The organism is Micromonospora sp. NPDC049645 (assembly GCF_040675155.1).
Taxonomy (GTDB): Bacteria; Actinomycetota; Actinomycetes; order Mycobacteriales; family Micromonosporaceae; genus Micromonospora.
In genome coordinates this window covers 565673-591654 of record NZ_JBFAOI010000001.1, presented here as the reverse complement: position 1 = coordinate 591654, position 25982 = coordinate 565673, and the positions used below count along the sequence as shown (strand labels likewise).

General features: G+C 72.3%; 23 protein-coding genes. 6 read left to right on the top strand and 17 right to left on the bottom strand.

The annotated features are described in order from the left end of the window. Positions 1-101 precede the first annotated feature (101 nt). Together AB0J33_RS02825 and tmk are read right to left on the bottom strand one after the other, a co-directional pair. A complete protein-coding gene (locus tag AB0J33_RS02825) occupies positions 102-1364 on the bottom strand; it encodes a DNA polymerase III subunit delta' (protein WP_363609141.1) in 1263 nt (420 codons plus the stop codon). After that, positions 1364-3454: a dTMP kinase gene (gene tmk, locus AB0J33_RS02820; protein WP_363610196.1), complete on the bottom strand. Its 2091-nt coding sequence runs from the start codon at positions 3452-3454 to the stop codon at positions 1364-1366. The genes AB0J33_RS02825 and tmk overlap by 1 nt, the downstream gene beginning before the upstream one ends. 350 nt (positions 3455-3804) lie before the next feature. On the opposite strand from tmk, the gene AB0J33_RS02815 reads away from it, so the two are divergent. Continuing rightward, a complete protein-coding gene (locus tag AB0J33_RS02815) occupies positions 3805-5010 on the top strand; it encodes an amino acid deaminase/aldolase (RefSeq protein ID WP_363609139.1) in 1206 nt (401 codons plus the stop codon). 20 nt (positions 5011-5030) lie between these two features. Here AB0J33_RS02815 and AB0J33_RS02810 read toward each other — a convergent pair whose 3' ends face one another. Then, on the bottom strand, positions 5031-5636 hold the full coding sequence (locus AB0J33_RS02810; RefSeq protein ID WP_363609137.1) for a TetR family transcriptional regulator: 606 nt from the start codon (positions 5634-5636) through the stop codon (positions 5031-5033). A 226-nt stretch (positions 5637-5862) separates the two neighbouring features. On the opposite strand from AB0J33_RS02810, the gene AB0J33_RS02805 reads away from it, so the two are divergent. Beyond that, positions 5863-7179, top strand: coding sequence for a D-arabinono-1,4-lactone oxidase (locus tag AB0J33_RS02805; RefSeq protein ID WP_363609135.1), 1317 nt, complete (start codon positions 5863-5865; stop codon positions 7177-7179). Between the two features lie 140 nt (positions 7180-7319). Here AB0J33_RS02805 and topA read toward each other — a convergent pair whose 3' ends face one another. The 6 genes from topA to AB0J33_RS02775 form a co-directional block, all read right to left on the bottom strand. Beyond that, positions 7320-10154: a type I DNA topoisomerase gene (gene topA, locus AB0J33_RS02800; protein ID WP_363609133.1), complete on the bottom strand. Its 2835-nt coding sequence runs from the start codon at positions 10152-10154 to the stop codon at positions 7320-7322. 461 nt (positions 10155-10615) lie between these two features. Continuing rightward, on the bottom strand, positions 10616-11347 hold the full coding sequence (locus tag AB0J33_RS02795) for a hypothetical protein (RefSeq protein WP_363609131.1): 732 nt from the start codon (positions 11345-11347) through the stop codon (positions 10616-10618). After that, positions 11338-11877, bottom strand: a complete 540-nt coding sequence (locus tag AB0J33_RS02790) for a hypothetical protein (RefSeq protein ID WP_363609129.1) — start codon at positions 11875-11877, stop codon at positions 11338-11340. Before AB0J33_RS02790 ends, AB0J33_RS02795 begins: the two co-directional genes overlap by 10 nt. 102 nt (positions 11878-11979) lie before the next feature. Next, complete coding sequence (locus AB0J33_RS02785) at positions 11980-14340, bottom strand: sodium-translocating pyrophosphatase (RefSeq protein WP_363609127.1); 2361 nt, start codon at positions 14338-14340, stop codon at positions 11980-11982. Positions 14341-14656: 316 nt separating this feature from the next. Further along, on the bottom strand, positions 14657-15094 hold the full coding sequence (locus tag AB0J33_RS02780; RefSeq protein WP_030334228.1) for an ATP-binding protein: 438 nt from the start codon (positions 15092-15094) through the stop codon (positions 14657-14659). Next, entirely contained in the window at positions 15091-15447 is a 357-nt protein-coding gene (locus AB0J33_RS02775) for an STAS domain-containing protein (protein ID WP_179781807.1), read from the bottom strand. The genes AB0J33_RS02780 and AB0J33_RS02775 overlap by 4 nt, the downstream gene beginning before the upstream one ends. Positions 15448-15587: 140 nt before the next feature. On the opposite strand from AB0J33_RS02775, the gene AB0J33_RS02770 reads away from it, so the two are divergent. The 3 genes from AB0J33_RS02770 (at position 15588) to AB0J33_RS02760 (ending at position 19097) form a co-directional block, all read left to right on the top strand. Then, entirely contained in the window at positions 15588-18044 is a 2457-nt protein-coding gene (locus AB0J33_RS02770; RefSeq protein WP_363609124.1) for a DEAD/DEAH box helicase, read from the top strand. Between the two features lie 99 nt (positions 18045-18143). Then, on the top strand, positions 18144-18353 hold the full coding sequence (locus AB0J33_RS02765) for a hypothetical protein (RefSeq protein WP_030334221.1): 210 nt from the start codon (positions 18144-18146) through the stop codon (positions 18351-18353). A 165-nt stretch (positions 18354-18518) separates the two neighbouring features. Further along, entirely contained in the window at positions 18519-19097 is a 579-nt protein-coding gene (locus tag AB0J33_RS02760) for a hypothetical protein (protein WP_363609122.1), read from the top strand. Between the two features lie 273 nt (positions 19098-19370). Here the strand turns inward: AB0J33_RS02760 and AB0J33_RS02755 are convergent, their stop codons facing one another. The 8 genes from AB0J33_RS02755 to AB0J33_RS02720 all read right to left on the bottom strand — a co-directional run bounded on the left by AB0J33_RS02755 (position 19371) and on the right by AB0J33_RS02720 (position 25132). Then, positions 19371-19796 (bottom strand): Rv3654c family TadE-like protein, encoded by a 426-nt coding sequence (locus AB0J33_RS02755; RefSeq protein WP_363609120.1) that lies wholly within the window; start codon positions 19794-19796, stop codon positions 19371-19373. Continuing rightward, positions 19790-20212, bottom strand: a complete 423-nt coding sequence (locus AB0J33_RS02750; protein WP_363609118.1) for a TadE family type IV pilus minor pilin — start codon at positions 20210-20212, stop codon at positions 19790-19792. Before AB0J33_RS02750 ends, AB0J33_RS02755 begins: the two co-directional genes overlap by 7 nt. Further along, positions 20209-20376 (bottom strand): DUF4244 domain-containing protein, encoded by a 168-nt coding sequence (locus AB0J33_RS02745; protein WP_081883916.1) that lies wholly within the window; start codon positions 20374-20376, stop codon positions 20209-20211. Before AB0J33_RS02745 ends, AB0J33_RS02750 begins: the two co-directional genes overlap by 4 nt. A 23-nt stretch (positions 20377-20399) precedes the next feature. Further along, the gene (locus AB0J33_RS02740; RefSeq protein WP_363609115.1) at positions 20400-21005 is read right to left on the bottom strand and encodes a type II secretion system F family protein; all 606 of its coding nucleotides are present in this window, start codon (positions 21003-21005) and stop codon (positions 20400-20402) included. Between the two features lie 134 nt (positions 21006-21139). Continuing rightward, positions 21140-22438 carry a hypothetical protein gene (locus AB0J33_RS02735; protein ID WP_363609113.1) on the bottom strand — a complete coding sequence of 433 codons (1299 nt, stop codon included), beginning with the start codon at positions 22436-22438 and terminating at the stop codon, positions 21140-21142. Next, positions 22435-23646, bottom strand: a complete 1212-nt coding sequence (locus tag AB0J33_RS02730; RefSeq protein ID WP_363609111.1) for a TadA family conjugal transfer-associated ATPase — start codon at positions 23644-23646, stop codon at positions 22435-22437. Before AB0J33_RS02730 ends, AB0J33_RS02735 begins: the two co-directional genes overlap by 4 nt. Next, positions 23643-24746 (bottom strand): septum site-determining protein Ssd, encoded by a 1104-nt coding sequence (ssd, locus tag AB0J33_RS02725; RefSeq protein ID WP_363609109.1) that lies wholly within the window; start codon positions 24744-24746, stop codon positions 23643-23645. Before ssd ends, AB0J33_RS02730 begins: the two co-directional genes overlap by 4 nt. Before the next feature lie 221 nt (positions 24747-24967). After that, the gene (locus AB0J33_RS02720) at positions 24968-25132 is read right to left on the bottom strand and encodes a hypothetical protein (protein ID WP_363609107.1); all 165 of its coding nucleotides are present in this window, start codon (positions 25130-25132) and stop codon (positions 24968-24970) included. A 124-nt stretch (positions 25133-25256) separates the two neighbouring features. Here AB0J33_RS02720 and AB0J33_RS02715 point away from each other — a divergent pair, with 124 nt between their 5' ends. Further along, positions 25257-25910 (top strand): Type 1 glutamine amidotransferase-like domain-containing protein, encoded by a 654-nt coding sequence (locus AB0J33_RS02715; RefSeq protein ID WP_363609105.1) that lies wholly within the window; start codon positions 25257-25259, stop codon positions 25908-25910. Positions 25911-25982 lie beyond the last annotated feature (72 nt).

Genomic DNA, 25982 nt, shown 5'->3' with positions numbered 1-25982 from the left:
TCCTCACTCAGTGTGCTGTCACCGTCACCACGGCACACCGGACCGTACCGCACCGGAATCGGGCCTGTCGATGCCTGTGGACAACGGCCGGAAGCCGCGGGTCAGCCCTTCCAGAGGGCGAGCATCATCGCCTCGACCGCGATCCGCGGCTTGACGTTCGCCTCGATCGCCGCGCGGCAGGCGAGCACGGCCTCCAACCGGCGCAGCGATCCCTCGGCGTCCCACTTCTGGGCGCCGGCGCCGGCCAGCGCGGCCGTGTCGGTGTGCACCGGGGCGACGGGCGCGCGCAGCGCCATGGTGAGCGCGTCCCGGTAGAAGCCCGCCAGGTCGACCAGCGCCCGGTCCAGTGCGTCCCGCTGGGCCCGGGTGGCCCGGGACTTCTGCCGCTTCTCCAACTCCTTGAGCTGCCCGGCGGCGCCCCGCATCGCGCCGGCCGCGCCCCGACCGGTGCCGCCCGCGCCGAGCGCCGTCTCCAACGCCGCCCGCTCGGAAGTGTCGGCCTCGGTGACCGACGCCTCGGCCTCCGCCTCGGCGGCCTCGATCAGCGCGGACGCCGCGTCGAACGCCGCGCCGACACCGGTCAACCGACGGGGTACCGCGAGCACCGCCTCGCGCCGCTTGCGGGCCTCCGGGTCGCGGGCCAGCCGGCGGGCCCGACCCACGTGGCCCTGCGCGGCCGCCGCCGCCCACTGGGCCACGTCGGGCGCGATGCCGTCCCGTCGAACCAGCACCTCGGCCACCGCGGTGGCCGGCGGCTGCCGCAGGGGTACGACCCGACAGCGCGACCGGATGGTCACCGAGATGTCGTCCGGGTGGGTGGACGGGGCGCAGAGCAGGAAGACCGTCCGCGGCGGGGGCTCCTCGATCGCCTTGAGCAGCGCGTTGCCGGCGGCCTCGGTGAGCCGGTCGGCGTCCTCGATGATCACCACCTGCCAGCGGCCGCCGGACGGGGTGCTGGCCGCGCGGAGCACCAGCGCGCGCATCTCGCCGACGCCGATGGAGAGCCCTTCCGGCACCACCATCCGCACGTCGGCGTGGGTGCCGCCCATCGTGGTGTGGCAGCCGGGGCAGGCACCGCAGCCGGTGCCGTGCACGCACTGGAGCGCGGCGGCGAACGCCCGGGCGGCGACCGAGCGGCCGGAACCGGGTGGCCCGGTGAAGATCCACGCGTGCGTCATCCCGGCCGACGGATCGGTTCCACCGGCGGACGCGGACCGGGCACCGTCGGTCGGGCCGGCGGCGACCAGCGCGGATGCCCGGTCGGTCGCGCCGGCACGCAGCACGGCGGCGGCTGCGGCGGCGGCCCGGCGCAGCTCGACCACCGCCTCGTCCTGACCGACCAGGTCGGCGAAGACGTCCGACATCAGGTCTTGTGCTCCATCGTCACCAGCTCCGCGTCGGATAACTCAGGCTGCACCGAGGTGTCCGGACCCTGCGCCGGCCGGGGGTGCACGATCCCGCCCGGCTTGCCGAGCATCTCCTCGACCCGCCGGGCCACCAGACGGGTGATCTCGTCGACCGGCCGGGACGCGTCGAGCACCAGGTAGCGCTTCGGGTCGGCGGCGGCGAGGTCGAGGAACGCGTACCGGACGCGCTCGTGGAAGGCGACCGACTCGGCCTCCAGCCGGTCGGTGCCGGTGTTGCGCGAGGTCACCCGGGACAGGCCGGTACGCGGCTCGACGTCGAGCAGCACCACCAGGTCGGGCTTGAGCCCACCGGTGGCCCAGGAGGAGAGCCAGGAGACCTCGTCGACGGGCAGCGTACGGCCGGCACCCTGGTACGCCAGCGACGAGTCGACGTACCGGTCGCTGATCACCACACCGCCCCGGACCAGTGCGGGCCGGACCACGGTGGCCACGTGGTGCGCCCGGTCGGCGGCGTAGAGCAACGCCTCGGCCCGGGGGGAGGGCGCGTCGTCGCCGGAGGTGTCCAGCACCAGCGACCGGATCCGCCGACCCACGCCGGTGGCCCCCGGCTCGCGGGTGACCACGACGTCGTGACCCTGGCCGCGCAGCCGCTCGGCGAGCGCGGTGAGCTGGGTGGACTTGCCGGCGCCCTCGCCACCCTCGAAGACCACGAACAGCCCGGCGGAGACGAACGGCTCGGAGGGCATCAGCGGACGACCCCGGATCGAGCCCCAGAGGTCGGCCAGGACGGGGACGCCCTTCTTGTCGTCCATCTGACCGAACGCGCTGATTCCGGCGAAGATGCCGGCGGCACCGGCGGCGAGCAGCAGCAGTCGGGTGGAGGAGACGGAGATGCCGAGGTCGGCGATGGTGAGCTTGCGGGAACCGCCGACACCGACCAGGACGCTACTCAGCCCGATGGCCAGGATCAGCACCAGCCGGGTGCCGATCTGCACCACCGCGAAGACCCGCCCGCGCACCTCGTCGGCCACCTCGCCGCCCAGCAGCGTGGTGCCGGCCAGGAAGGCCATCCCGGCGCCGGCGCCGACGAGCACCGCGCCGACGATCGCCATGGACAGGTGGATGGCGAAGGCGAGGGTCATCACGGCGGCGCTGGCCAGCACGATGCTCATGCCGAACCAACGGCGCCGGGACATCTCCTTGACGATCATCGGGCCGAGCCCGATGCCGAGCGCCAGGCCGACGAAGATCGCGCCGAAGAGCAGCGAGAACGCGGCGTCACCGGCGCCCAGCGAGTTGGCGAAGAACTTGGCCGTGCCGACCACGATGCCGCCGCCGGCGAACGCGCCGAAGATGCCCAGCACCAGGCCACGGACGAGCGGGGTCTGGCCGATGTACTTCCAGCCCTCGGAGAACTGCCGGAACATGCTCTGCTCGGCACGCTCGGCCTCACCGCGCTGCGCCTCGCTGATCTCCTTGATCCCGAACGCCACCACCAGCGCGGTGGCGAGCCGGGAGAGGGCGTTGAACCAGAGCGCGAGCTGGGCCGGCTCGGCCCAGGAGGGCAGGTCGCCGCCGACGGCACCTCGAACGCCTCGATCGAGCACGGCAAGGCCGATGGCGGCGGCGACCGGGGTGAGGCCGTACGTGGTGATCAGGGTGAGCTGGTTGGCCGCCTCCAGCCGGGCGCGCGGGATCAGGTTGGGGACCGCGGCCTCCTTGGCCGGGATCCACAGCAGGGTGAGCGACTCGATCAGGAAGGTGGCGATCAGCGCCCAGCCGACCACCAGGCCACCCGCGGCGCCGCTGAGGGCGTAGAGCGGAATGGAGGCGAACAGCACGAAGCGCAGCAGGTCACAGATGACCATCGTCCAGCGTCGGTCGAACCGGTCGGCGAAGACGCCCGCCACCGGGCCGAGCACCAGCGCGGGTAGCAGCCGGATCGCGGTCACCCCGCCGAACGCGGCGCCCTGGGCGGTGCTGCCCTGCACCTGCGAGGCGGCGAAGAGTGCGGTGGCCAGCAGGCCGAGCCAGTCACCGAAGGAGGCCGCGCCGAGCACGATCCAGAGCCGGCGGAACGGACGGATGCGCAGGACGGAACGGATCGCGGCATAGCCGGACGGATCCACCTGCTTGCCGGTCTGGTTCGCAGCGCTCGCGGAGTCTGCGGCGGCGCCGGTGCTCCCCGGGGCGTGGGACTGGTCACCCGGGCGCGACACGCCGGACGACTCGCCGCTGTTCTGGCTTTCGATGGCCGTACCTCCACGTGCCGGCCCATCGCTGGGCACCTCCGGTGCAACACTCTAGACCCGGTGGGGGGCCACCCCCCGGGCGACATTCTCCTGCTCGCCGAGCCTAGGCCGCCGACGGCACCAGCCGCAGCCCGGACGTACGCGAGGGTATTTCGCATTCTTCGTCAGACAGTTAGCGTGCATACGTGGCCATCGAAAGCGACAAACTTCGCGAACGTCTGGATCGGGCGACCGCCCACCTCGAACCCCCGTACGCGGTGGTCGACCTCACCGCCTTCGACGCCAATTCGGCCGCCCTGGCCGATCGCGCCGCCGGAAAGCCGGTCCGCCTCGCCAGCAAATCGGTCCGCAGCCGAGAGTTGATCAGCCGAGCCCTCGCGCGGCCCGGCTGGCAGGGCGTGATGGCGTTCACCTTGCCCGAGGCGATCTGGCTGGTCCGCGTCGGCGTGAGCGACGACGTGCTGGTCGCGTACCCGAGCGCGGACCGGGCCGCGCTCGCCGAGTTGGGCGCGGACCCGACGCTCGCCGCCGCGATCACCCTGATGATCGACGGCACCGGCCAACTCGACCTCGTCGACGCCGTCACGCCCCCGGGTCAGCGCGCCGAGCTACGGCTCTGCCTGGATCTGGACGCCTCCTGGCGACCGCTGCGCGGGGTGCACGTCGGTGTCCGCCGCTCACCGGTGCACAGCGTTCGGGCGGCCGGCGCGCTCGCCGCCGCCGTCGCCGGTCGGCCGGGATTCCGGCTGGTCGGGCTGATGTCGTACGAGGCGCAGATCGCCGGCCTGGGCGACGCGCCGCCGGGGCAGACGCTGCTGGCCGGCGCGATCAGACTGGCCCAGCGCGGGTCGTACCGCGAGTTGCTGGCCCGCCGTGGCGCGGCGGTCGCCGCGGTGCGCGAGCACGCCGACCTGGAGTTCGTCAACGGCGGCGGCACCGGCAGCGTGGCCGCGACCAGCGCCGATCCCGCGGTCACCGAGGTCACCGCGGGATCGGGCCTGTACGGGCCGACGCTGTTCGACGCGTACCGCGCCTGGCGGCCCACCCCGGCGGCGTTCTTCGCCTGCGCGGTGGTCCGCCGACCGACGCCGGAGCTGGCGACGGTGCTCGGCGGTGGTTGGATCGCCTCCGGCCCGGCCGCCGACAGTCGACTGCCCCGGCCGTGGCTACCGGCGGGGCTGAAGCTGGTCGGCACCGAGGGCGCCGGCGAGGTGCAGACTCCGCTGTCCGGGGCCGCGGCGGCCGGCCTGCGCGTCGGCGACCGGGTGTGGTTCCGCCACGCCAAGGCCGGTGAGCTGTGTGAACGGGTCAACGAGCTGCACCTGGTCGAGGGGGACGCGGTGGTGGCGACCGTGCCCACCTACCGGGGTGAGGGGCAGGCCTTTCTCTGAGGCCCGCGCCCCGCGCCGACTCAGGCGGGCTGGGCCGCCCCGGCCTGCTTTCCGGCGGTGGGCCGGCCGTTGTCCGGGCCGTCGACCTGGCGGTGCAGGTACTCGCGGATCAGCGCCTTCGCCTCCAGCAGCACCCGCTCGTCGCCCTCGGGCTTCCGCCGGAAGGCGAGCTTGATCAGCGCGTCCGCCGCCTCGACCGCGATCTCCAGCACGAAGCGCAGCTTGGGTACGTCGGTGAGCCCGAAACGCTCGGTGAGCACCCGGGCCAACTGATCGGCGATCACGCCGTTGTTGTCCCGCTGTTCGTCGAGCAGGTGCAGGTCGACCACGTCGCCGAAGTGCAGGGTACGGAAGCCGGGAACGGTGCGGTGCATCGTGATGTACTCGTCGATCCCCGCGTCGACGCCGTCCCACCAGTGGGTCATCTCGTCGGAGGCGAATCGCTCGTCGAGGCGCTGGAGGTAGGACTCCATGGTCCGCAGGGTCAACGCCTGCACGATCGCCCGCTTGTCCGGGAAGAACTGGTAGACCGACCCGATCGCCACCTCGGCACGCTCGGCGAGCAGGGTCGTGGTCAACCCCTCGTACCCCACCTCGTCGACGAGTTCGGCGCAGGCATCCAACATGCGCTGTACCCGCGCGACACTTCGACCTTGCACCGGTACGCGGCGCAGCGGCCCGGTCGTGGCGGCTGGTGTGGACACTCTGCGCCACCCCCCTTCGACGGATGAACATATCTCCACGTCACGAGTCCGTGACTACCGGTACAACGAGCGGATCGCAATTGCGGTATTTACCAGGTAGAACGTTCCTGATATGAAGTCAGTTCATATTCATGAATGAGGAGTGCGCATGGTCGGCACCGCACCGCTCACCGCTCCATGGTCCAACTGGGCCGGCAACCAGCGTGGCAGTGCCACCGCGATCCTGCGCCCCGGCTCGCCGACCGAGGTCGCGGAAGCCGTCCGATCGGCCGCGGCCGACGGCGGTCGGATCCGGGTGACCGGCAGCGGCCACTCGTTCACCGCCGTCGCGCTCGCCGACGACCGTCGGATGGACCTCTCCGACCTGGACACCCCGGTCAGCGTGGACGTCACACAACGGCTCGTCACCGTGCCCGCCGGAATGACCCTGCACGCGCTCAACGGCCTGCTCGCCCGGCACGGCCTCGCGCTGCCCAACCTCGGTGACATCGACGCGCAGACCGTCGCCGGGGCGATCTCCACCGGCACCCACGGCACCGGGGCCGGTTACGGGTGCCTGTCCACCTTCGTCGAGGCGGTCACCCTGGTCACCGGCTCCGGCGAGGTGCTGCGCTGCTCCGCCGACGAGCATCCCGACGTCCTGGCCGCCGCCCGGGTGTCACTCGGCGCGCTCGGCGTCCTGGTCGAGGTGACGCTGCGCTGCGTGGACGCCTTCGTCCTGCGCGCCCACGAACGCCCGGCCGAACTGGCCGACGTGCTCGGCGAACTGCCGGAGCTGATCGGCCGGCACGACCACGTCGAGTTCTACTGGTTCCCGTACACGTCCCGGGTCCAGGTCAAGGCCAACGACCGGGTACCCGCCAACGACCGGCCGCTGTCGCGCTGGCGTGGCTGGCTGGACGACGACTTCCTGTCCAACCGGGTCTTCGCCGGCGCCTGCCGGCTCGGCCGGGTCGTGCCCGCGCTGGCCCCGGGAATCAGCGCCGTCTCGGCCCGCGCCCTCACCGAACGCCAGTACACCGGCCGCTCCGACCGGGTCTTCTGCACCCCGCGCCGGGTCCGCTTCGTGGAGATGGAGTACGGCCTGCCGCGCGAGGCGTTGCCCGAGGCGCTCGCCGCGCTCCAGCGGATCGTGGACGGCTTGCCGTTCAAGGTGCTCTTTCCGGTGGAGGTGCGATTCACCGCCGCCGACGACATCTGGCTGTCGCACGGCTACGGCCGGGACAACGCCTACATCGCCGTGCACCAGTACGTCGGCATGCCGTACGAGCCGTACTTCCGGGCCTTCGAGGCGGTGGCCGCCGGGCTGGGCGGTCGCCCGCACTGGGGCAAGCTGCACTACCGCGACGCCGCCTCGCTGGCCACGGCATACCCCCGCTTCGCGGACTTCCGGGCCGTCCGCGACCGGCTCGACCCCGACCGCGTCTTCACCAACCCCCACCTGACCCACGTCCTCGGCGCCTGACGCCGGCTGGGCGGGCTTGCCGGGTTGATCGACCCGACTTCGGTGAAACCGGGGTGTCGCCGACAACAAGACACCCCGGTCTCACCGAAACCGGGGTGTCAGGTGAGAGCGGGGTGTCCAGGCGAGCGTGGGGGGCGGGGCTACTCCGTGCCGGTCGCGGCCTTACGCGGGGCGGCCTTCTTCGCCGGAGCCTTCTTCGCCGCCGTCGTGGCCTTGGCAGTCGTGGCCTTCTTCGCGGCCGTGGACTTGCTGGCGGCGGCCGTCTTCTTGGTGGCCGTGGCCTTCTTCGCGGGCGCCTTCTTCGCCGCCGCCTTCTTGCGCGGCGCCGGACCCTTCGCCCGCTTCTCGGCAAGCATCTCGGAGGCTTCCTCGATGCTCAGCGCCTCCGGCGTCTGCCCGCGCCGCAGCGACGCGTTGAACTCCCCGTCGGTCACGTACGGGCCGAACCGGCCGTCCTTGATCACCAGCGGCTTCTCGGTCGCCGGGTCCACGCCCATCTCGCGCAGCGGTGGTGCCGCCGCCCGCCGGCCACGGGCCTTCGGAGCGGCCAGCAGAGCCAGCGCCTCGTCCAGGCCGACCGTGAACATCTGGTCCTCGGACTCCAGCGAACGGAACTCCTCGCCCCGCTTGACGTACGGGCCGTAGCGACCGTTGTTGGCGAAGACCTCGACGCCGTCCGGCGCGACCCCGACCAGCCGGGGAAGGCTGAGCAGCTTGAGCGCCTGCTCCAGGGTCAGCGAGTCCGGGGTCTGCGTACGTAGCAGCGACGACTTCCGCTCACCGCTGGACACGTACGGGCCGAACCGGCCGGACTTGAGCACGATCGGCTCGCCCGTGGCGGGGTCGTCACCGAGCTTGCGCTCACCGCTGCCGCCGAGGAACAGCTCGTGCACCTTCTCCGGGGTCAGCTCGTCCGGTGCCAGGCCCTCGGGAATCGGCGCCCGGTCGCCCTGGGCACCGCCCTCCTCGCCCTCGGCGGCCGGTGCCGGCTGCTCCCCACCGGGCAGTTCCCGTTGCAGGTACGGCCCGTACCGGCCGACCCGCACGACGACCTCACGACCGTCGTCGTCGGTGAAGAGCGGAATGGAGTTGACGCTGCGGGCGTCGATGTCGCTCAGGTTCTCGGTGACCAGCTTCTTGAGCCCGCCGGAACGGGCGATGTCCTGGTCACCGGCACCGTTGGAACTGCCGAAGTAGAACGCGGTGAGGAAGTCGACCGCCGCGTGGTCACCGCCGGCGATCTCGTCCAGCTCGTTCTCCATCGTGGCGGTGAAGTCGTAGTCGATCAGGCGCGGGTAGTGCCGCTCCATCAACCCGATCACCGCGAAGGCCAGGAAGGTCGGGATCATCGCCTGGCCGCGCTTGGTGACGTACCCCCGGTCCTGGATCGTCTGCATGATCGACGCGTAGGTGGACGGGCGGCCGATGCCCAGCTCTTCCAGGGCCTTGACCAGCGACGCCTCCGTGTAGCGCGACGGCGGCTGGGTGTGGTGGCCCTGCGCGGCCAACTCGTCGGCGGTCAGCGGCTGGTCCTTGACCAGGGTGGGCAGCCGGCGCTCCGCGTCCTCGGCCTCGGCGTTCTCGTCGTCGCTGGACTCGACGTACGCGCGCAGGAAGCCCGGGTCGGTGATGGTCTTGCCGGTCGCGCCGAAGTCGGCTTCCTCCTGGGAGGTGGAGACCGCGCGGATGCGCACCGACACGCTGGAGCCGACCGCGTCGGTCATCTGCGAGGCGATGGTGCGCCGCCAGATCAGCTCGTAGAGCTTGAACTCCTCGGCGGACAGCTCCTTGGCCACCTCGCCCGGGGTGCGGAAGTTGTCCCCCGCCGGACGGATCGCCTCGTGCGCCTCCTGCGCGTTCTTCACCTTGCCGGTGTAGCGGCGCGGCTCCGGCGGGACGCTGCGCTCGCCGTACAGCTCGACGATCTGCCGACGGGCCGCCGAGATGGCGGTCTCCGACAGGTTCACCGAGTCGGTACGCATATAGGTGATGTAGCCGTTCTCGTACAGGCGCTGCGCGGTACGCATCGTCTGCTGCGAGGAGAGGCGCAGCTTGCGGGCGGCCTCCTGCTGGAGGGTCGAGGTGATGAACGGCGCGTACGGGCGACGGCGGTAGGGCTTCTCCTCGACCCGGGTGACGGTGAACGGCCGCCCGTCCAGCCGGGCCGCGAGCCCCCGGGCACCGCTCTCGTCGAGGTGCACGACGCCGGCGCCGGGCTTCACCTTGCCCGTGGTCGGCTCGAAGTCCTTGCCGGTGGCGATCCGGTCGCCGTTCAACGCGATCAGGGTGGCGTTGAAGTTTCGCGGACCCTCGCCGGCGTTGGCCACAGCGAGGGTGGCCAGGATGTCCCAGTACTCGGCGGTGCGGAAGGCCATCCGCTGCCGTTCCCGCTCGACCACGATGCGGGTCGCCACGGACTGCACCCGGCCGGCCGAGAGCCGCGGCATGACCTTCTTCCACAGCACCGGGGAGACCTCGTAGCCGTAGAGGCGGTCGAGGATCCGGCGGGCCTCCTGGGCGTCCACCAGATCGCGGTCGATCTCCCGGGGGTTGGCCACCGCCGCCTGGATCGCCGGCTTGGTGATCTCGTGGAAGACCATCCGCTTGACCGGGACCTTGGGCTTCAGCGTCTCGACCAGGTGCCAGGCGATCGCCTCGCCCTCGCGGTCCTCATCCGTCGCCAGGAAGATCTCGTCGACCTCCTTGGCCAGCTTCACCAGCTTGCTGATCTGCTGCCTGCGGTCGGCGGAGACGACGTAGAGGGCGTGGAAGCCGTTGTCCACGTCCACCCCGAGCCGGGCCCAGGGTTCCTTCTTGTATTTGGCCGGCACGTCGGCGGCGTTGCGCGGCAGGTCGCGGACGTGACCGAAGCTGGCCTCCACGACGTACCCCGGGCCGAGGTAGCCCGAGATCGTCTTGGCCTTCGCCGGTGACTCGACGATGACCAGACGGGTGGTTCCAGCGTTGCTCGGCACGTCTCTCCCCGACCTCACTCCTGCTCGTGGCCTGCCGGCGCCCGGACAGCGACCGTTTTCGACCCCGCCGTCGCACCGGCGGTCCGGATGTCCAACGTAACGCGTCGCCCGCGTTTCGGGTTTCGCGGGCCGCAAACCGCTTCGGCACTGTCGGACGGCGCCACCGTACACCGTGGGTAGGGCTCGAAGCGGGTCACTGTGACGATGGCGGACCCACGACCGAGGCCCGACCCGCCCGTTTTCCGCCTGGATCGACCCGCCGCCTGTCCAACACCAGACACCGCCCGCCCACCCGTCCCCCGCCCCACCCCCGCCCCATCCCCCGCCCATCCGCGTCGATCATGGACTTGTGGTGGGCGCTTTAGCCCCGAACGAGAAGTACATCCACCACCACAACTCCATGATCGACGGGGGTGGGGGGTGGGGGTTGGGGGTAGGGGCCAGGGGGCGGGGGGCGGGGGTCAGGTTGGCCAGGAGTTGGGGGGCGTTGCTCGGGGCGGGGCGCCGACCAGCTCGGCCAGCCGGGCCAGCCGGCGGCGGCCGGTGATCAGGTAGGCCGGGCCTCCCGCAGCCGGGTCGAGCAGTGTTCCGGCCAGCCCGGCCGCGTCGAGCGCCACCCCGATCGACTCCCAGCACTCCTGGTCGTCGGCGCCCAGCCGCAACAGGAAGCCGTCGGGAGGCTCCGGCGTCCCGGCGGCGGCGACCCACAGTCGTAACCGTCGACCGGTCAGGTGGAAGGCGGCCGGCGGGCGTTTCGTCGGGCCGTGCAGCCAGGCCGCCGCGAGCGGCTTCAAGACCCGGGTGTACGACGTACGGACGGCGTGTCGCTCGTCCTCGGTCGGCTCCCAGCTCGCCGCCAGCCCGCGCGACGCCAGTTCGGCGACGAGCACGTGCACCCGCCAGGCGGCGTCCACCCGCACGCAGAGCCGGGCGGTGCCGCCCATCCGGACCACCTCGCCCGGCCCGGCGAGCAGCCCGGCCAGGTCGGCGACCGTCGGTTCGGCCGTATCCGCACCGAAGAAGACGAGTTGCCGGCCCGCGTCGTCGCGCGGATTCGAGCCGTTCGGGGACGAACCGCCGCGACGACGCGCGGAAACGGGCGCGGCGGGTTCGGGCGCGTCTGGTTCGGGCGCGGGAAACAGCGCCGGGGGCGGCGGTGCCTCCCCGGTGTCACCGGGCCCGCTCAGCGACACTCCGGCACCTCGTCGAATGCCTGTTTCAACTCCTCGGAGTTGAGCTTGCTGGTGTCCAGCGCGCTGGCGTCGTACTCCGTGTTGAGGGTCGCCACCGCGGCCCGCACGCCGTCGTAGAAGGCGGTCGGCTCGTCGATGCCCAGCCCCTCGATGGTGTCCCGGGCGCGACCGTAGGCGTCCCGCATCTTCCCCAGCGAGCCGCGGAACCCGGCGGAGATGGCCTCGCCGTTGTCGGCCTCCGGGACGCCCGCCTGCTCCACCTTGCGGCGCGCGGCCTCGCTGGCCTGCTCCGCCCCGGCGAAGAGCCGCACCAGGTTCTCCTTGGCCTGCGCCGGTGTGGTCTGCGCGGTCATCTGTTCGTCGGTGCTGCTGGTCAACTTGCTGATCTCGGAACGCCACGGGGTGAGCGCACCGCAGACCGAGGCCGCCCAGGCCCGCGGGCTGGGGCCCCCGCCGCAGCCGGCGAGGACGACGATCGTGGCCAGGACCACCGTGAGCTTTCCGGCGGCAGACGCCCGGCACGTACGCATGCGTTGCAGCGTACGGCCTTTGGCCAGGTGTGGCACCGGGCCGGACGGCCGGGGTCCCCGGTCGACGCGGTACGTCGACCGGGGACCCGGGCTCGTCGTGGATCAGGCGTTGACCGTCTCCGGGCGGTGATCGGTGCTGCCGGCGCCGGTGTTGCCGTCGGCGTCGGAGTCGGACATCGCGATGCCCTTGCGCTTGCTGAACACCACCGACGCCACGATGATCGCCGCCGCGACCAGCGCGATGGTCACCCGCAGGCCGACGTTGCGGTCGTCGCCGACGCTCCAGGCCACCACGGCGGGCGCGATCAGCAGCGAGACCAGGTTCATCACCTTGATCAGCGGGTTGATCGCCGGGCCGGCGGTGTCCTTGAACGGGTCGCCGACCGTGTCGCCGATGACCGTGGCGGCGTGCGCCTCGGAGCCCTTGCCGCCGTACGCGCCGTCCTCGACCAACTTCTTGGCGTTGTCCCAGGCCCCACCTGAGTTGGACAGGAACACCGCCATCAGGGTGCCGGCGCCGATCGCTCCGGCCAGGTACGCCGCGAGCGCGCCCGGTCCGAGGCCGAAGCCGACCGCGATCGGCGCCAGGATGGCGAGCAGGCCGGGGGTCATCAGCTCGCGCTGCGCGTCCCGGGTGCAGATGTCGACGACCTTGCCGTACTCCGGGCGCTGGGTGCGGTCCATGATGCCGGGCAGTTCACGGAACTGCCGGCGGACCTCCATCACCACGGCGCCGGCCGAGCGGGACACCGCGTTGATGGCCAACCCGGAGAAGAGGAAGACCACCGCCGCCCCGATGATCAGGCCGACCAGGTTGCGCGGGTTCGCCACGTTCAGCGAGTTGAGGATCTCCGAGCCGACGTCCTGCACACCCGCGCTGGCGTACGCGCTGCTGAGCGTGTCGGTGTACGAGCCGAACAGCGCGGTCGCGGCGAGTACCGCCGTGGCGATCGCGATGCCCTTGGTGATCGCCTTGGTGGTGTTGCCGACCGCGTCCAGCTCGGTCAGCACCCGCGCGCCGTGCTCGTCGATGTCGCCGGACATCTCGGCGATGCCCTGGGCGTTGTCGGAGATCGGCCCGAAGGTGTCCATCGCGACGATCACGCCGACCGTGGTGAGCAGGCCGGTGCCGGCCAGCGCCACCGCGAACAGCGACAGCGTGATGGAGCTGCCGCCGAGGAGGAAGGCGCCGAAGACGCCGGCGCCGATCAGCAACGCCGAGTAGACCGCCGACTCCAGACCGATGCTGATGCCGGCCAGGATCACGGTCGCCGCGCCGGTCTGCGAGCTCTTGCCGATGTCCTGCACCGGTCGCCGGTTGGTCTCGGTGAAGTAGCCGGTCAGCGCCTGGATCGCGGCGGCCAGCACGATGCCGATCACGACCGCGCCGATGGCCACCAGCCGCGGGTTGCCGCTGGCGTCGGTGAGGCCGCCGTCGAACTCGCCGAAGGTCGCCGGCAGGTACGCGAAGGCGGCGATCGCCACCAGCACCGCCGAGATGACGGCGGACAGGTAGAAGGCCCGGTTGATCGCGGTCAGACCGTTGCGGTCGGACGTGCGCAGCCGGGTGATGAAGACACCGATGATCGCGACCAGCACGCCGATGGTGGAGATGATCAGCGGGAAGACCAGGCCGTCCTCGCCGAACGCGGCCCGACCGAGGATCAGCGCGGCGACCAGCGTGACCGCGTACGACTCGAACAGGTCGGCGGCCATGCCGGCGCAGTCACCGACGTTGTCGCCCACGTTGTCGGCGATGGTGGCGGCGTTGCGCGGGTCGTCCTCGGGGATGCCCTGCTCGACCTTGCCGACCAGGTCGGCGCCGACGTCGGCGGCCTTGGTGAAGATGCCGCCGCCGACCCGCATGAACATCGCGAGCAGCGCGGCGCCGAAGCCGAAGCCCTCCAGCACGGTGGGCGCGTCACCCCGGTAGAGGAGCACGACCAGCGCGGCGCCGAAGAGGCCCAGGCCGACGGTGAAGAAGCCGACCACGCCGCCGGTTCGGAAGGCGATCTTCATGGCCGCCTCGCGGCCACCCTGGCGCTCTCTCGCGGCGGCGGCGACGCGCAGGTTGGCGCGAGTCGCCAACCACATGCCGGCGCCACCGATGAACGCGCTGAACAGCGCGCCCACCACGAAGAACAGCGAGCGGCCGATCTTCACCGCCAGCTCGCTGCCGTCGGTGTCGTGCACCGGTAGCAGGAAGAGCAGCACGACGGCGATGACGACGAAGATCGCCAGGGTACGGAATTGGCGAAGCAGGTAGGCCGAGGCGCCCTCCTGGACCGCCCCCGAGATCTCCTGCATCGTGCTGGTGCCCTTGCCGGCGGCCAGCACCGTTCTTGTGAGGGCAGCGGCGAAGACGAGCGCCACCAACGCGATTACCGCGGCGATGACGACGTAGGTGACATTGCTTCCGGTAAGGGAAAGCCCGCCGCCGTCGGCGGCCAAGGTCTCGGACATCTGTGTCCTCCTGTTACCGAACACTCGCGCCGGTGAGTGGAGACGCACTGACCGACGCCTGGATGCGGACTCGCAAGCGCGCGCCAACCCACCAGCGGACCAGCGATGAACACCCATACCCGCTGGCTGCGGGACAGGTCACTTGCTGACAACCCGGGTACTGTAGCCCTCCGCAGTGTTGGAGGTCACACCCAGGTGGCACCGTGTCGCGATGATCTTCGTCGCTGTGTTATGAAACGAAATCTGATATAGGGCCCGATCCATGCGAAGAAGGCCGCATCCCCCGCAGGGGAAGCGGCCTACACAGCGGAACCGATCAGCGGCCGACCGGCCACACCATCCGCACCTCGGTGCCGATGCCCTCGTCGACCGGGCGCACCTGGAGGTCCTCGACGAAGCCGGCGAGCAGGGCGAAGCCGACGCCGGTGGTCAGCGCCTCGTCGGTGAGCGACTCGTTGGCCAGCTCGTCCGGCGGCAGCGCGGTCAGACCGATACCCGCCTCGATCGGCGCCCGGTCCACCACCCGCACGGCGTACGAGCCACCGTCGGACATCTCCACCAGCACCGGGTCGGCCAGCCCGTACTGCCGGTGCAGCGCCACCGCGCGGGTGCACGCCTCGCCGATGGCCAGACGCACCTCGTCGAGCAGGTCCTCCCGGACTCCGGCGCGCCGGGCGACGGCGACGCCGACCAGGCGGGCGGTGCGCACGTGCACCGGGGCGGGCGAGAAGGAGAGCTTGACTGTGGCCATCACGCGCCGGCGCCCGCCGAGTCGGCGCTGATCGCCGCGTCGACCGTCGGGTGCAGCGGAAACACCTGGTCCAGCGCGGTGATCCGGAAGATCTTGAGCAGCGGCTCCTTGTCGCAGACCAGGGCGAACGAACCACCGGCCGAGCGCAGCCGCTTGAGCGCGCCGACCAGCACGCCCAACCCGGTGGAGTCGAGGAAATCCACCCGACCGAGGTCGACCACCACGTGCCGGGCGCCACCGTCGATCAGCTCGAGGAGTCGTTCACGGAGCCGGGGCGCGGTGTAGACGTCCACCTCACCACCGACCTCGAGCACCGTGTGCTCGCCCACGGTGCGCGTCGCCAGCGACAGCTCCATCGGTCCTCCTCGCCAGAGCCGTAAACTCTCGTGGGCATCTAACCACTACCGCCGCAACGGCCTGCGGACGCCAGCGGAGGCTTCCCCTTACCCCCGTGTCCGACTTTTCATCTCCGAACACCAGTGCGAGAGTGCAGGGCGTGACCTCCAACGACTTCAGCTCGGCGCGTCGCACGCCGCGCCACGACCTGGAGTCGCCGTCCGCGGCCACCGTATCCGCTGGTCCTGACCTCGGGCCAGCGCCGGCCGACCTGCTGCGCCGGCTGCGCGCCCGGGGCGCCGCCGACCCGGTCACCCACGTCGAGCGGGTGCCGGCCCGCGCCGGGGTGCCCGCGCCGTGGCCGTCGTGGGCGTCGGCGGAACTGCGCGCCGCGTTCACCCGGCGCGGCGTGGTCGCGCCCTGGCAGCACCAGGCCGACGCGGCCACCCTGGCGTACGAGGGTCAGCACGTGATCGTCGCCACCGGCACCGCGTCCGGCAAGTCACTGGCGTACCAACTGCCGGCCCTGGCCACCCTGCTCGCCGACCCCCGCGCCACGGTGCTCTACCTGGCACCGACCAAGGCGCTCGCCGCCGACCAGTTGCGCGCCGTCGCCGCGCTGGAGCTGGAGGGGGTACGCCCCGCCTGCTACGACGGGGACACGCCGCGGGCCGAGCGGGAGTGGATCCGCCGGCACTCCCGATTCGTGCTGACCAACCCCGACATGCTGCACCACGGCATCCTGCCCGGGCACGCCCAGTGGTCCGGGTTCCTGCGCCGACTCGCGTACGTGGTGATCGACGAGTGTCACACCTACCGGGGCGTGTTCGGCTCGCACGTCGCGCACGTGCTGCGTCGGTTGCGCCGACAGTGCGCCCGGTTCGGGGCAACCCCGGTGTTCGTGCTCGCCTCGGCGACCTCCGGCGACCCGGCGACCGCGGCCGGGCGGCTGACCGGCCTGCCGGTCACGGCGGTCACCGAGGACGCTTCACCCCGGGGCGGGGTGACCTTCGCGCTCTGGGAGCCGCCGCTGCTGCCACCCGACTCGGGCCCGGCCTTTCCGGTGCCAGGGCAGTCGGACGGCGACCTCTCCCGCTCCGTGCCGGGGCAGCCGGACGGTGGCCACGACGACCTCCGTCAGGTCCGCCGGTCGGCGCTGCGCGAGACCGCGGACCTGCTCGCCGACACGGTCGCCGAGGGCGTACGCACCCTCGCGTTCGTCCGTTCCCGCAAGGGCGCCGAGGTGGTGGCCGCCAACGCTCGTCGAGCGCTCGACGACGCGGTGCCGGGGCTCGGCGACCGGGTGGCCGCCTACCGGGGCGGTTACCTGCGGGAGGAGCGGCGCGAGTTGGAACGGGCGTTGCTGCACGGCGATCTGCTCGGCCTGGCCTCCACCAACGCGCTGGAGCTGGGCGTGGACCTGGTCGGCCTCGACGCGGTGCTGATCTGCGGCTATCCGGGCACCCGGGCGTCGCTGTGGCAGCAGGCGGGGCGCGCCGGGCGCTCCGGGCAGGAGGCCCTCGCGGTGCTGGTGGCCCGGGACGACCCCCTGGATACCTACCTGGTGCACCACCCGGAGGCGATCTTCGGGGCGCCGGTGGAGGCGACGGTGCTCGACCCGGCCAACCCGTACGTGCTGGCACCGCAGCTCGCCTGCGCCGCGGTGGAGGCGCCGCTCACCCCGGCCGACCTGGTCCTCTTCGGTGAAGGGGCGAAGGAGGCGGTCGACGAGCTGGTCGCGGCCGGGGCGCTGCGGCAGCGGCCCACCGGGTGGTACTGGCGGCACCGGGAGCGACCGGAGGTGGACCTGCGCGGCGAGGGCGGCGCGCCGGTCGCCGTGGTGGAGTCGTCGACCGGGCGGCTGCTCGGCACGGTCGACGGCGGCTCCTCGCACTTCCTGCTGCACCCCGGCGCGGTCTACCTGCACCAGGGCGTGTCGTACGTGGTCGACGACCTCGACCTCGCCGACGGATGCGCGCTGGTGCGCACCGAGGAGCCGGACTGGTCCACCCACGCCCGGGACGTCACCGACCTGTCCGTGGTGTCGGTGCGCTCCTACGTGGACGCCGGGCCGGTCGGCATGTTCCTCGGCGAGGTGGACGTGACCAGCCAGGTGGTGTCGTACCAGCGGCGACGGATCGCCACCGGCGAGGTGATCGACACCCGGCCGCTCGACCTGCCCACCCGGGAGCTGCGCACGGTGGCGGTCTGGTTCACCCTGTCACCGCAGTCGTTGGCCCTCGCCGGGGTCCAGCCGGCCGATGTGCCGGGTGCGCTGCACGCCGCCGAACACGCCGCGATCGGTCTGCTGCCGCTGATGGCCACCTGCGACCGGTGGGACATCGGAGGGCTCTCCACCGCCCTGCACCCGGACACCGAGGCGCCGACCGTCTTCGTCTACGACGGGCATCCGGGTGGCGCCGGGTTCGCCGAACGGGCGTACGGGACGGCGGCGGCGTGGCTGCGGGCCACCCGGGACGCGATCGCCGAGTGCGGCTGCGAGACCGGTTGCCCGTCCTGTGTGCAGTCACCGAAGTGCGGCAACGGCAACAATCCGCTCTCCAAGCCGGACGCGATCCGGGTGCTCGACGTGGTGCTGACGAACCTGCCCGACTGACCACCTTGCATGAATCGACGTGGCACGGGGCACAATGGTGTGGGAGCGCTTCCATCGATGCCTATGTTGCTGATCGCCCCCCGTGCCCGAGGAGAAGCCGTGGCCGACACCATCGCCGAGACCGTCGACCTGCTCTACACCATCGACCAGGACAATCTCACCCTCGACCAGCAGATCGCGCTGGGGTCCGCGCTGGCGGCCCTCGCTCAGGCGGAACGGCTGGAACAGATCAACGAGCGGCTGCGCGGCATCCACCAGGTGCTCAACACCTGGGCGCTGCGTGCGGCGACGTCGGTCGACAGCCGCTGACGTCTCGTGGAGTGATCCTGACAGGGCACCAGTGATCACTCCGTGCTGGGTAGTCGTTCGCCGGCCCCGACGGCTACCCAGCATCATCTGATCCTGGAGAGCAGGGTCCGCGACCTTTGTCGGGCTGTGCGAGACTCCGGCGCACCAACCCCCGGAGGAGTTCTTATGCAGCTCGACAACTTGCAGGGCCAGCACCAGTTCCACATCCGCCAGCGACTGCGCATGATGGTCAACCAGTACGAGGTCCGGGCGGTCTCGCCGGACGGCACCGAAGGTGAGTTGCTGGCGTTCGCGCAGCAGAAGCGGCTCGCTTTCAAGGAGCAGGTGACGATCTACACCGATGACTCCAAGCAGCAGGCCCTGCTCGGCTTCAAGGCCCGCCAGCGCATCGACCTCGGTGCGACGTACGACGTCACCGACGCCGCCGGCGACGCGATCGGCCTGTTCCGCAAGGACTTCGCCCAGTCGCTGCTGCGCTCCACCTGGCACGTCGAGCAGGCCGGCCTGCCGCAGGTGACCGGCCAGGAGCGGAGCCTGCCGGTGGCACTGCTGCGCCGGTTCGTCGACTCGCTGTCCTGGTTGCCGTACCACTTCGACTTCACCGCCGGCGGCCAGCCGGTCTTCACCGTGGTCAAGAAGTGGGGCCTGCGCGACAAGTACATCGTCGAAGTGCAGAACCCGCAGATCGACCGCCGCCTGGTCATCGCGATGGCCGTCGCCCTCGACGCGCTCCAGGCCCGCTGACCCATCCGGCCCAACCGGCCACCCACCCCACTCCTCGCCGCCGGCCGGGACCGGACCTCGACCAGTCCCGGCCGGCCGGCGGTCTGCGCCTCGAGCCGGCCCGCCGCCGGCAGACCGCTGGCGCCTCGACCTCCCCGGCCAGCGGGCGGTCTGCGCCTCGAGCCGGCCCGCCGCCGGCAGACCGCTGGCGCCTCGACCTGCCCGGCCAGCGGGCGGTCTGCGCCTCGGTCCGAGGTGGCCGGCGGTCTAGGCTTCTACCCGGTCATGCGTCGCTCAGCCGCGAACCGGGCCGGCACGGGCGGTCGCGGCGGCCACGCGGGTCAGCCCGGGCAGTGGCGTGAACGCCACCTCGACCGTCACCAGCACGTCGAGCCCGTCGAGGTGACAGCCGACCAGCCGACCGTCGTTGCGGCCGGCGATGTCGGAGGCGGACGCGCAGACTGCGGCGTCTCCGTCGAACACCCGAGCGGCACCGGCCAGCGCGCCGAGATCGGCAGCCACCGCTGCCCGCTGTTTCGCCATCCCGGCGCTGACGACGGCGGCGCCGAAGGTCCCGAACACCACGAAGACGAGACCCATCGCCAGTAGCACGACCGTCGCCCCACCTCGTTGCGGGTCCGGTCGACCATCAGAGAGCCGCTCGCCAGTCGGTTGACCATCGGAGCGGGCTGACCGCTCGCCGGCCCGTCGCACTACCAACTCCCCTCATGAGCTCCGGGTTCCACCGCGGCGACGGCGGTTGCGGACACGGTGATCCGCGGCAGCCGGCCGCCCAGCGTTCGCACTGGTGCCCGTACCGTCGCCTGCACCCGATCGCCGTCGATGGACACCGACACCGCCGCTCCTGGCGGTGCCGCACGACCGCCTTGCGCGCCGCCGTCCGCGCCCCGGGCGGCGGCAAGGGCAGCCTCCCGGGCCGCGTGCAGGCAGCTCGCCTGGGTACTGACGGCGTTGACCGCGGTCAGGCCGGCCAGCAGGAGCAGAAGCAGCGCCGGCAGGCCGGCCGCCAGTTCGGCGGTGAAGGATCCCCGGTCTCCGCCGCCAGCCCGTTCGGCGGCGCGGAGTCTCCACCCGCTCGGTTGTGGACCACGGCCGGCCCGCCGGCGCTCGATCACTTCAGCGCCCGGTCGATGACGGCGGTCAGCGCCGACTGGACGTTGCCGGAGGTCAGCACCTTCAGCAGAATCCCGGCGAAGGCGACCGCGGCGAGCGTGCCGACGGCGTACTCGGCCGTGTTCATCCCGGCATCGCCGCGCAGGCGAGCGATGAGTTTGCGCATGGCTGTTTTCCCTTCTCGATGGGTCAGAGCACATCGCCGAGAACGGCGACGATCACCGGTACCAGTCCGGCGAGAATGAACGCCGGCAGGAAGCAGAGCCCCAGCGGCAGGACGATGAGCACCCCGGCTCGGCGGGCCGACGCCTCAGCTGCGGTGGCCCGGTCGGCACGCAGGTCGTCGGCGAGCCGGGTCAGTGCGCCAGCCAGGGCGGCACCGCTGTTGGCCGAGCGCAACGCCGCCGCGGTCAGGCGCTCCGCCCCGGGCACTCCGTCCAGCGCCGACCATGCCTCCGCCGGGCCACCGCCGAGTAGCAGCGTGCGGCCCACCCGGGCCAGCCGGACGGCGAGCGGCCCGTCCAGCGCCTCGGCGACGGCCAGCACCGACCGGTCCACCGGGGCGCCCGCCCGCATCGCCGCAGCCAGGAGGTCGGCGGCGAGCGGCAGGTCGGCGGCCTCCTGCTGCCGCCGCTTGCGCACGGCGGGCGCCTCGATCCGGCGCAACAAGAGGTCGAGCAGGACCGCAGCCGGGAGTGCACCGAGCAGCCCGAGCCAACCCCCGACGACGACGGCCACGGCGAGCCCACCCAGCGCTGCCGCGAGCCGGATCGCGTCCGGCCGCCGCCGAATCATCGAGCTGGCTTGGCTCGCCGGGCTGGCTTGGCTCGCCGGGCTGGCTTGGCTCATCAAGCTGGCTTGGCTCGCTGGGCTGGCTTGGCTCATCCAGCTGGGCCGGTTTTCTGGGCGGCCGGCCGGGCCCCGGGTCGTCATCCGGGCCGCCCCGGTGTCGCGCCCAACCGTTCCGCCCAGAGCAGGCCCACGACCTGCAGAGCGACCGCGACAACCGCGCAGGCTCCGCCGACCGTGCTGTGTAGGAGCACCGCAACGGGGTTGACGCCGATGCCGTACCCGAGCCCGATCCCACCGACCGGCAGCGCCGCCAGTAGCCAGGCCGTGGCCCGGGCGCCGGCTGCCTGTGCCGCCGCAGCGGCCAGGCCCCGGTCGGTCGCCCGAGCGTCAGCCTCGATCCGCTCGACGAGCTCCGCCAGCGGGGCACCGGTCCGGTCGGCCAGCCGCACCGCCGCCGAGGTCAGTTGACGTAGCCGGCTCGACCCGTCGCCTTCGACGGCCGCGCTCTCAAACGCCTGCGGTACGGGCAGGCCGGCTCGAAGGTCCGCCGCGAGGCCGCAGAGTTGGTCCAGTCCTCGTCGTCGGCTCCGCTCGGCACTCCGGTTCACTCGCCAACGCAGTACGGCGCGTACGGCCAGCGTGCCGTAGCCGGCAACCGCGACCGCAGCCACCGGCCCGCCGACCACGGCACCGACACCGCCTCCCACCAGGCCGACCACTGGCAGCACCCGGGTTGTCGATCGCGAGATACGCACCGCTGCAGGCGTGCTCGGTCCAGCTGACGTGCCCTCGACGTGGCCGACGAGCCGATGGTCCCGGCTGTCGACATCCGCGTACCCGGCGGCCATCGCCACCCCGGGCGCGTCGCCCCGCGAGCCCGGCTCCTGGTCGCCGTGCCCGTCGGCGGTTGCTCTGCTCAGGACGCCGATCTGCCCGTCCACGCCCGCACCGCTGACCCCGGTCGCGGCAGTCGACGCCGCGGCGGGCAGATCCGTGCCGAGCATGGTGGCCTCCGCCGGCCGTGCGGTGCCGCTTGGACGTCGGGGATCCCGACGGGTCGGCGGGCGCGTCGGGCCTGCCGGACGCGTGAGAGCGCCGGTCACCCCGGGCCAACTCGGGCTGCGGCTGAGGTCCCGGGCGGGCCAACCGAGCGCCGTACGCCCACCGCTGGAACCCGCGGTCGGGCCCGGCTCTCCCGCGATGCCGACCGGATGGCCCGAGAACGGGTCGGCGCCGGGGCCGTCGCCCGGGCCGTCCGGGGTGCGACCGAGTTCCCTGATCCACTCCAGGAGGGCGTCCTCCGGATCGACACCGCCACCCTTCCGTGCCGGTGCCAGCACGCGACGTCGACGAGCCCGAACGCTGTGCACCGGCCACGCCACCAGGACAGCGGCGATCAGGAGCAGCGCCGCCACCAGCATCGTCCCGCCGCTCATGCCGGACCCGCCGATCCGGGCCACGGCTCGCTGAGGATCGGCGGCACCGTCACCCCACGCTCCCGCAGTAGTGCCCCGAGGGCACGGGCGGCGAGTCCGAGCCCACTGCCGCGTACCCAGGCGGGCACCACGGTCACCAGCCGTTCGGGTCCTTCGGGCAGCAGCAGGCACACCGACTCCAGAACGCGACCCCGGTCTCCCCGTCGCACCTGGAACACCACCTGCAACGCGGCGGCCACCTGGGCGTGCAGCGCGGCGCGGGGCAGCCCACCCAACATGCCCAGGGCCTCCAGCCGGGCCGGCACGTCGGACGGGGTGTTGGCGTGCAACGTGCCGGCGCCCCCGTCGTGGCCGGTGTTGAGCGCGGCCAGCAGGTCGACCACCTCACCGCCCCGGCACTCCCCGACCACCAGCCGGTCCGGGCGCATCCGCAACGCCTGCCGGACCAGGTCCGCGAGACTGACCACGCCCGTGCCCTCCACATTGGCGGTACGGGCCTGGAGCCCCACCACGTGCGGATGCCCCGGACGCAACTCGGCGGCGTCCTCCACCAGCACGATCCGTTCGCTGACCGGCACCATCCCGAGCAGCGTGTTGAGCAGGGTCGTCTTGCCCGACCCGGTGCCTCCCGTCACCAGGTACGCCAGCCGGGCCGCGACGACGGCGGCGAGTAGCGGTGCGAGCGGTCGCGGCACCGTCCCCTGCTGCACCAACTCGTCGAGGGTGAACGGCCGGTGCCGGAAGGTGCGCAGCGACAGGTAGGGGCCGTCCGTCGCCACCGGCGGCAGCACCGCGTGCAGCCGGGTGCCGTCGGGGAGCCGGGCGTCCGCGTACGGTGAGCCGTCGTCGAGCCTCCGCCCGGCGCTGGCGATCAGCCGCTGCGCCAACCGGCGCACGTCCTCTGCCGAGCCCACCGGCACAGCGACCTGGTGCAGCCCCGAACCCCGGTCGACCCAGACCCGGGTGCCGTTGACGAGAACGTCAGTGACCTCCGGGTCGGCGAGCAGCGGCGCCAGCGGCCCGGCGCCAACGAGGTCGTCGCGCACCCGGTCGGCTATCCGGAGCATGGCGGTGTCACCGAGCACGGCGGCGGTGGGCTCGGCCCGTACCGCCGACACGATCGCCGCGGCGGTGACCGGCGTGGTGGCGGCGGCGATCCGCTGTCGCACCCGGGCGGCGAGAGTGCCGTCCTGCTGCCGGCCGGTCATGCCGCACCCGTGGCCGGCACGCCGGTGAGGTCGGTGACGATCCGTTGGCAGAGTGCGGCCAGCGGACCCTTGCCGCCGGCCGCCGGCGCCTCGCCCCGCTCCAGCCCACGGCATAGCCCCGGCTCGGGTCGCAGCGTGCCGGCCAGCGGAAGCCCCAATGCCCGTGCCACCTCGGTCGCACGAAGCCGGCCCGGGGCAGGCCCGCGCACCACCACCGAAAGGGCCGCGCAGTGTGGGGCTACGGCGGCCGCCACCCGAGTGGCCGCCGCGGTGGCACGCAGTTCGGCCGGTACGACGATGAATGCGTGGTCGGCGGCCTGCAACGCCACCACAGCCGCGTCGTCCAACTGTCGGGGCAGATCGACCACCACGAAGTCACGCCCGCGCCGGGCCGCGTCGACCGTCGCCGCCATCGCCGCGGCCGGCAGCGCCAGCATCTCGCCGCGATCCCAGGAGAGCACCACGAGATCGCCCCGGCTGGGCAGTGCCTGCACCAGCGCCGGGGCGTCCACCCGCCCGTCGGCGCCGGTGAGCGCAGGCCAACGCAGGCCATCCAACTGCTCCCAGCCCAGCACCAGGTCGAGGCCACCACCGAGCGGATCGGCGTCGACCAGCAGGGTGCGCAGCCGCGCCCGGGCGGCGGTCACCGCGAGACCACCGGCGAGCACACTCGCACCCGCACCGCCCCGACCACCGAGGACCGCGACGACCCGCGCGCCGACGCCGACCGGACGGCCGGGATCATGCTCCGCGAACCGATCCACCAGCCACGGCTCCGCGGCCGGCAGCATGGCGACGTGTTCGACCCCGATCAGCTCGGCGATCTGCCAACCGGGGTCGAGCTGACCGGCCCGGCCGACGAGCACCACCCGGGGCCGCCGCGGCAACCGGGCGCGCAGACACGCCTGCGCCTGATCGGCCCCGAGCAGCACCAACGGCGCGGGGAGCCAACGGGTACGGGCGGCCGCCGGGTCGCCGGCGAGCTCAACCTCGGTCCCGCCGACGGCGGCGAGCCGGAGCACGTCATCGAGCAGATCGTCGTCGCCGGTGACGACCAGCGGAAGCCGGCGGATCGGCGGAACCGTGGTACGGGATGGCATCGCGGCCTCCAGCGGTCGGGCTTTGGTATGCCGCCGACCCTGCTCGAAATCCGCCCGGCGCACCGCCGCGATGACGTCGCCTGTGGACAACTCGGTGCGCTGTGGAAAACGCCCGCCGAGACAGTTGATCTGCTACGAGCGCAGGCAACTTCGCAGCTGACGCCGCTGCGGGAAAAGACGTCGGGGCCGCTCCCGGAAGGAGCGGCCCCGAAAGTCGGCGGTCAGCCGAGTCGGTCGGTCCAGGCCACGTCGAGGATCACCTGGTACGCGCTGATCCGCGCGGGCGACAGTGTCAGCCGCTCGTGCGCCAGCAGTTCACGCGTCTTCGGATCGAAGACCAGGAGAGACTGCGCGTCGTGTTCACGATCGTCGAACGTGACAGCCACCCTGCGGGGGCTTGAGGGGTCGCAACAGCGATGAGTTTCGTTATGGTGTCGAGTCTGTACTCCATGCACCCACTCCCGACCTTCGGGGAGAGCGTGTCATCACCTGTACGCACAGGAGGCAAGCGTGAAGCTTCTTCTCACGTCCGCAGGCGTCCAGAACGCGAGCATCCGCGATGCGCTGGTCGACCTGCTGGGCAAGCCGATCGCCGACTCCAGTGCCCTCTGCATCCCTACGGCGACCCACCCCATGGGCGGGCCAGCCTCGGCCTGGCGCTTCATCACCGGTCAGACGCCGCTACCCATGTCCGGCCTCGGCTGGAAGTCGCTGGGCGTCCTTGAGCTGACGGCGCTCCCCAGCGTCGGCGAGGAGCGGTGGGTCCCCTGGGTTCGGGAGGCCGACGTCATGCTCGTGGCCGGCGGCGACCCGACGTACCTCTGCCACTGGATGCGGCAGTCCGGGCTGGCGGACCTCCTGCCGTCGCTGCGGGACACCGTCTGGGTGGGGTTGAGTGCTGGGAGCATGGTGCTGACCCCCCGGGTCGGTGCGGACTTCGTCGAGTGGCAGTCCGCGCCCGACGACCGCACACTGGGGGTCGTCGACTTCTCGATCTTCCCGCACCTGGGTCTCGAGCCGGACAACACCATGGCTGGTGCCGAGAAGTGGGCGGCCGAGATCGCGGGCCCGGCGTACGCGATCGACGACCAGACGGCCATCAAGGTGACCGACGGCACCGTCGAGGTCGTCTCCGAGGGGCACTGGAAGCTGTTCCCCGCGTAGCCGCGGGCCAACAGTGATCGGCGTGGCGAAGCGCCCGCTCATGCCGACGAGCGTGCGGTGGTCGGCGATGTG

What these genes read in the sequence shown, in the direction of transcription:
- AB0J33_RS02825 (WP_363609141.1), bottom strand. Translation starts at nt 1,364, where the DNA reads ATGTCGGACGTCTTCGCCGACCTGGTCGGTCAGGACGAGGCGGTGGTC.
- AB0J33_RS02810 (WP_363609137.1), bottom strand. Translation starts at nt 5,636, where the DNA reads ATGTTGGATGCCTGCGCCGAACTCGTCGACGAGGTGGGGTACGAGGGG.
- AB0J33_RS02805 (WP_363609135.1), top strand. Translation starts at nt 5,863, where the DNA reads ATGGTCGGCACCGCACCGCTCACCGCTCCATGGTCCAACTGGGCCGGC.
- AB0J33_RS02790 (WP_363609129.1), bottom strand. Translation starts at nt 11,877, where the DNA reads ATGCGTACGTGCCGGGCGTCTGCCGCCGGAAAGCTCACGGTGGTCCTG.
- AB0J33_RS02785 (WP_363609127.1), bottom strand. Translation starts at nt 14,340, where the DNA reads ATGTCCGAGACCTTGGCCGCCGACGGCGGCGGGCTTTCCCTTACCGGA.
- AB0J33_RS02775 (WP_179781807.1), bottom strand. Translation starts at nt 15,447, where the DNA reads ATGGAGCTGTCGCTGGCGACGCGCACCGTGGGCGAGCACACGGTGCTC.
- AB0J33_RS02760 (WP_363609122.1), top strand. Translation starts at nt 18,519, where the DNA reads ATGCAGCTCGACAACTTGCAGGGCCAGCACCAGTTCCACATCCGCCAG.
- AB0J33_RS02745 (WP_081883916.1), bottom strand. Translation starts at nt 20,376, where the DNA reads ATGCGCAAACTCATCGCTCGCCTGCGCGGCGATGCCGGGATGAACACG.
- AB0J33_RS02740 (WP_363609115.1), bottom strand. Translation starts at nt 21,005, where the DNA reads ATGATTCGGCGGCGGCCGGACGCGATCCGGCTCGCGGCAGCGCTGGGT.
- AB0J33_RS02735 (WP_363609113.1), bottom strand. Translation starts at nt 22,438, where the DNA reads ATGAGCGGCGGGACGATGCTGGTGGCGGCGCTGCTCCTGATCGCCGCT.
- AB0J33_RS02730 (WP_363609111.1), bottom strand. Translation starts at nt 23,646, where the DNA reads ATGACCGGCCGGCAGCAGGACGGCACTCTCGCCGCCCGGGTGCGACAG.
- ssd (WP_363609109.1), bottom strand. Translation starts at nt 24,746, where the DNA reads ATGCCATCCCGTACCACGGTTCCGCCGATCCGCCGGCTTCCGCTGGTC.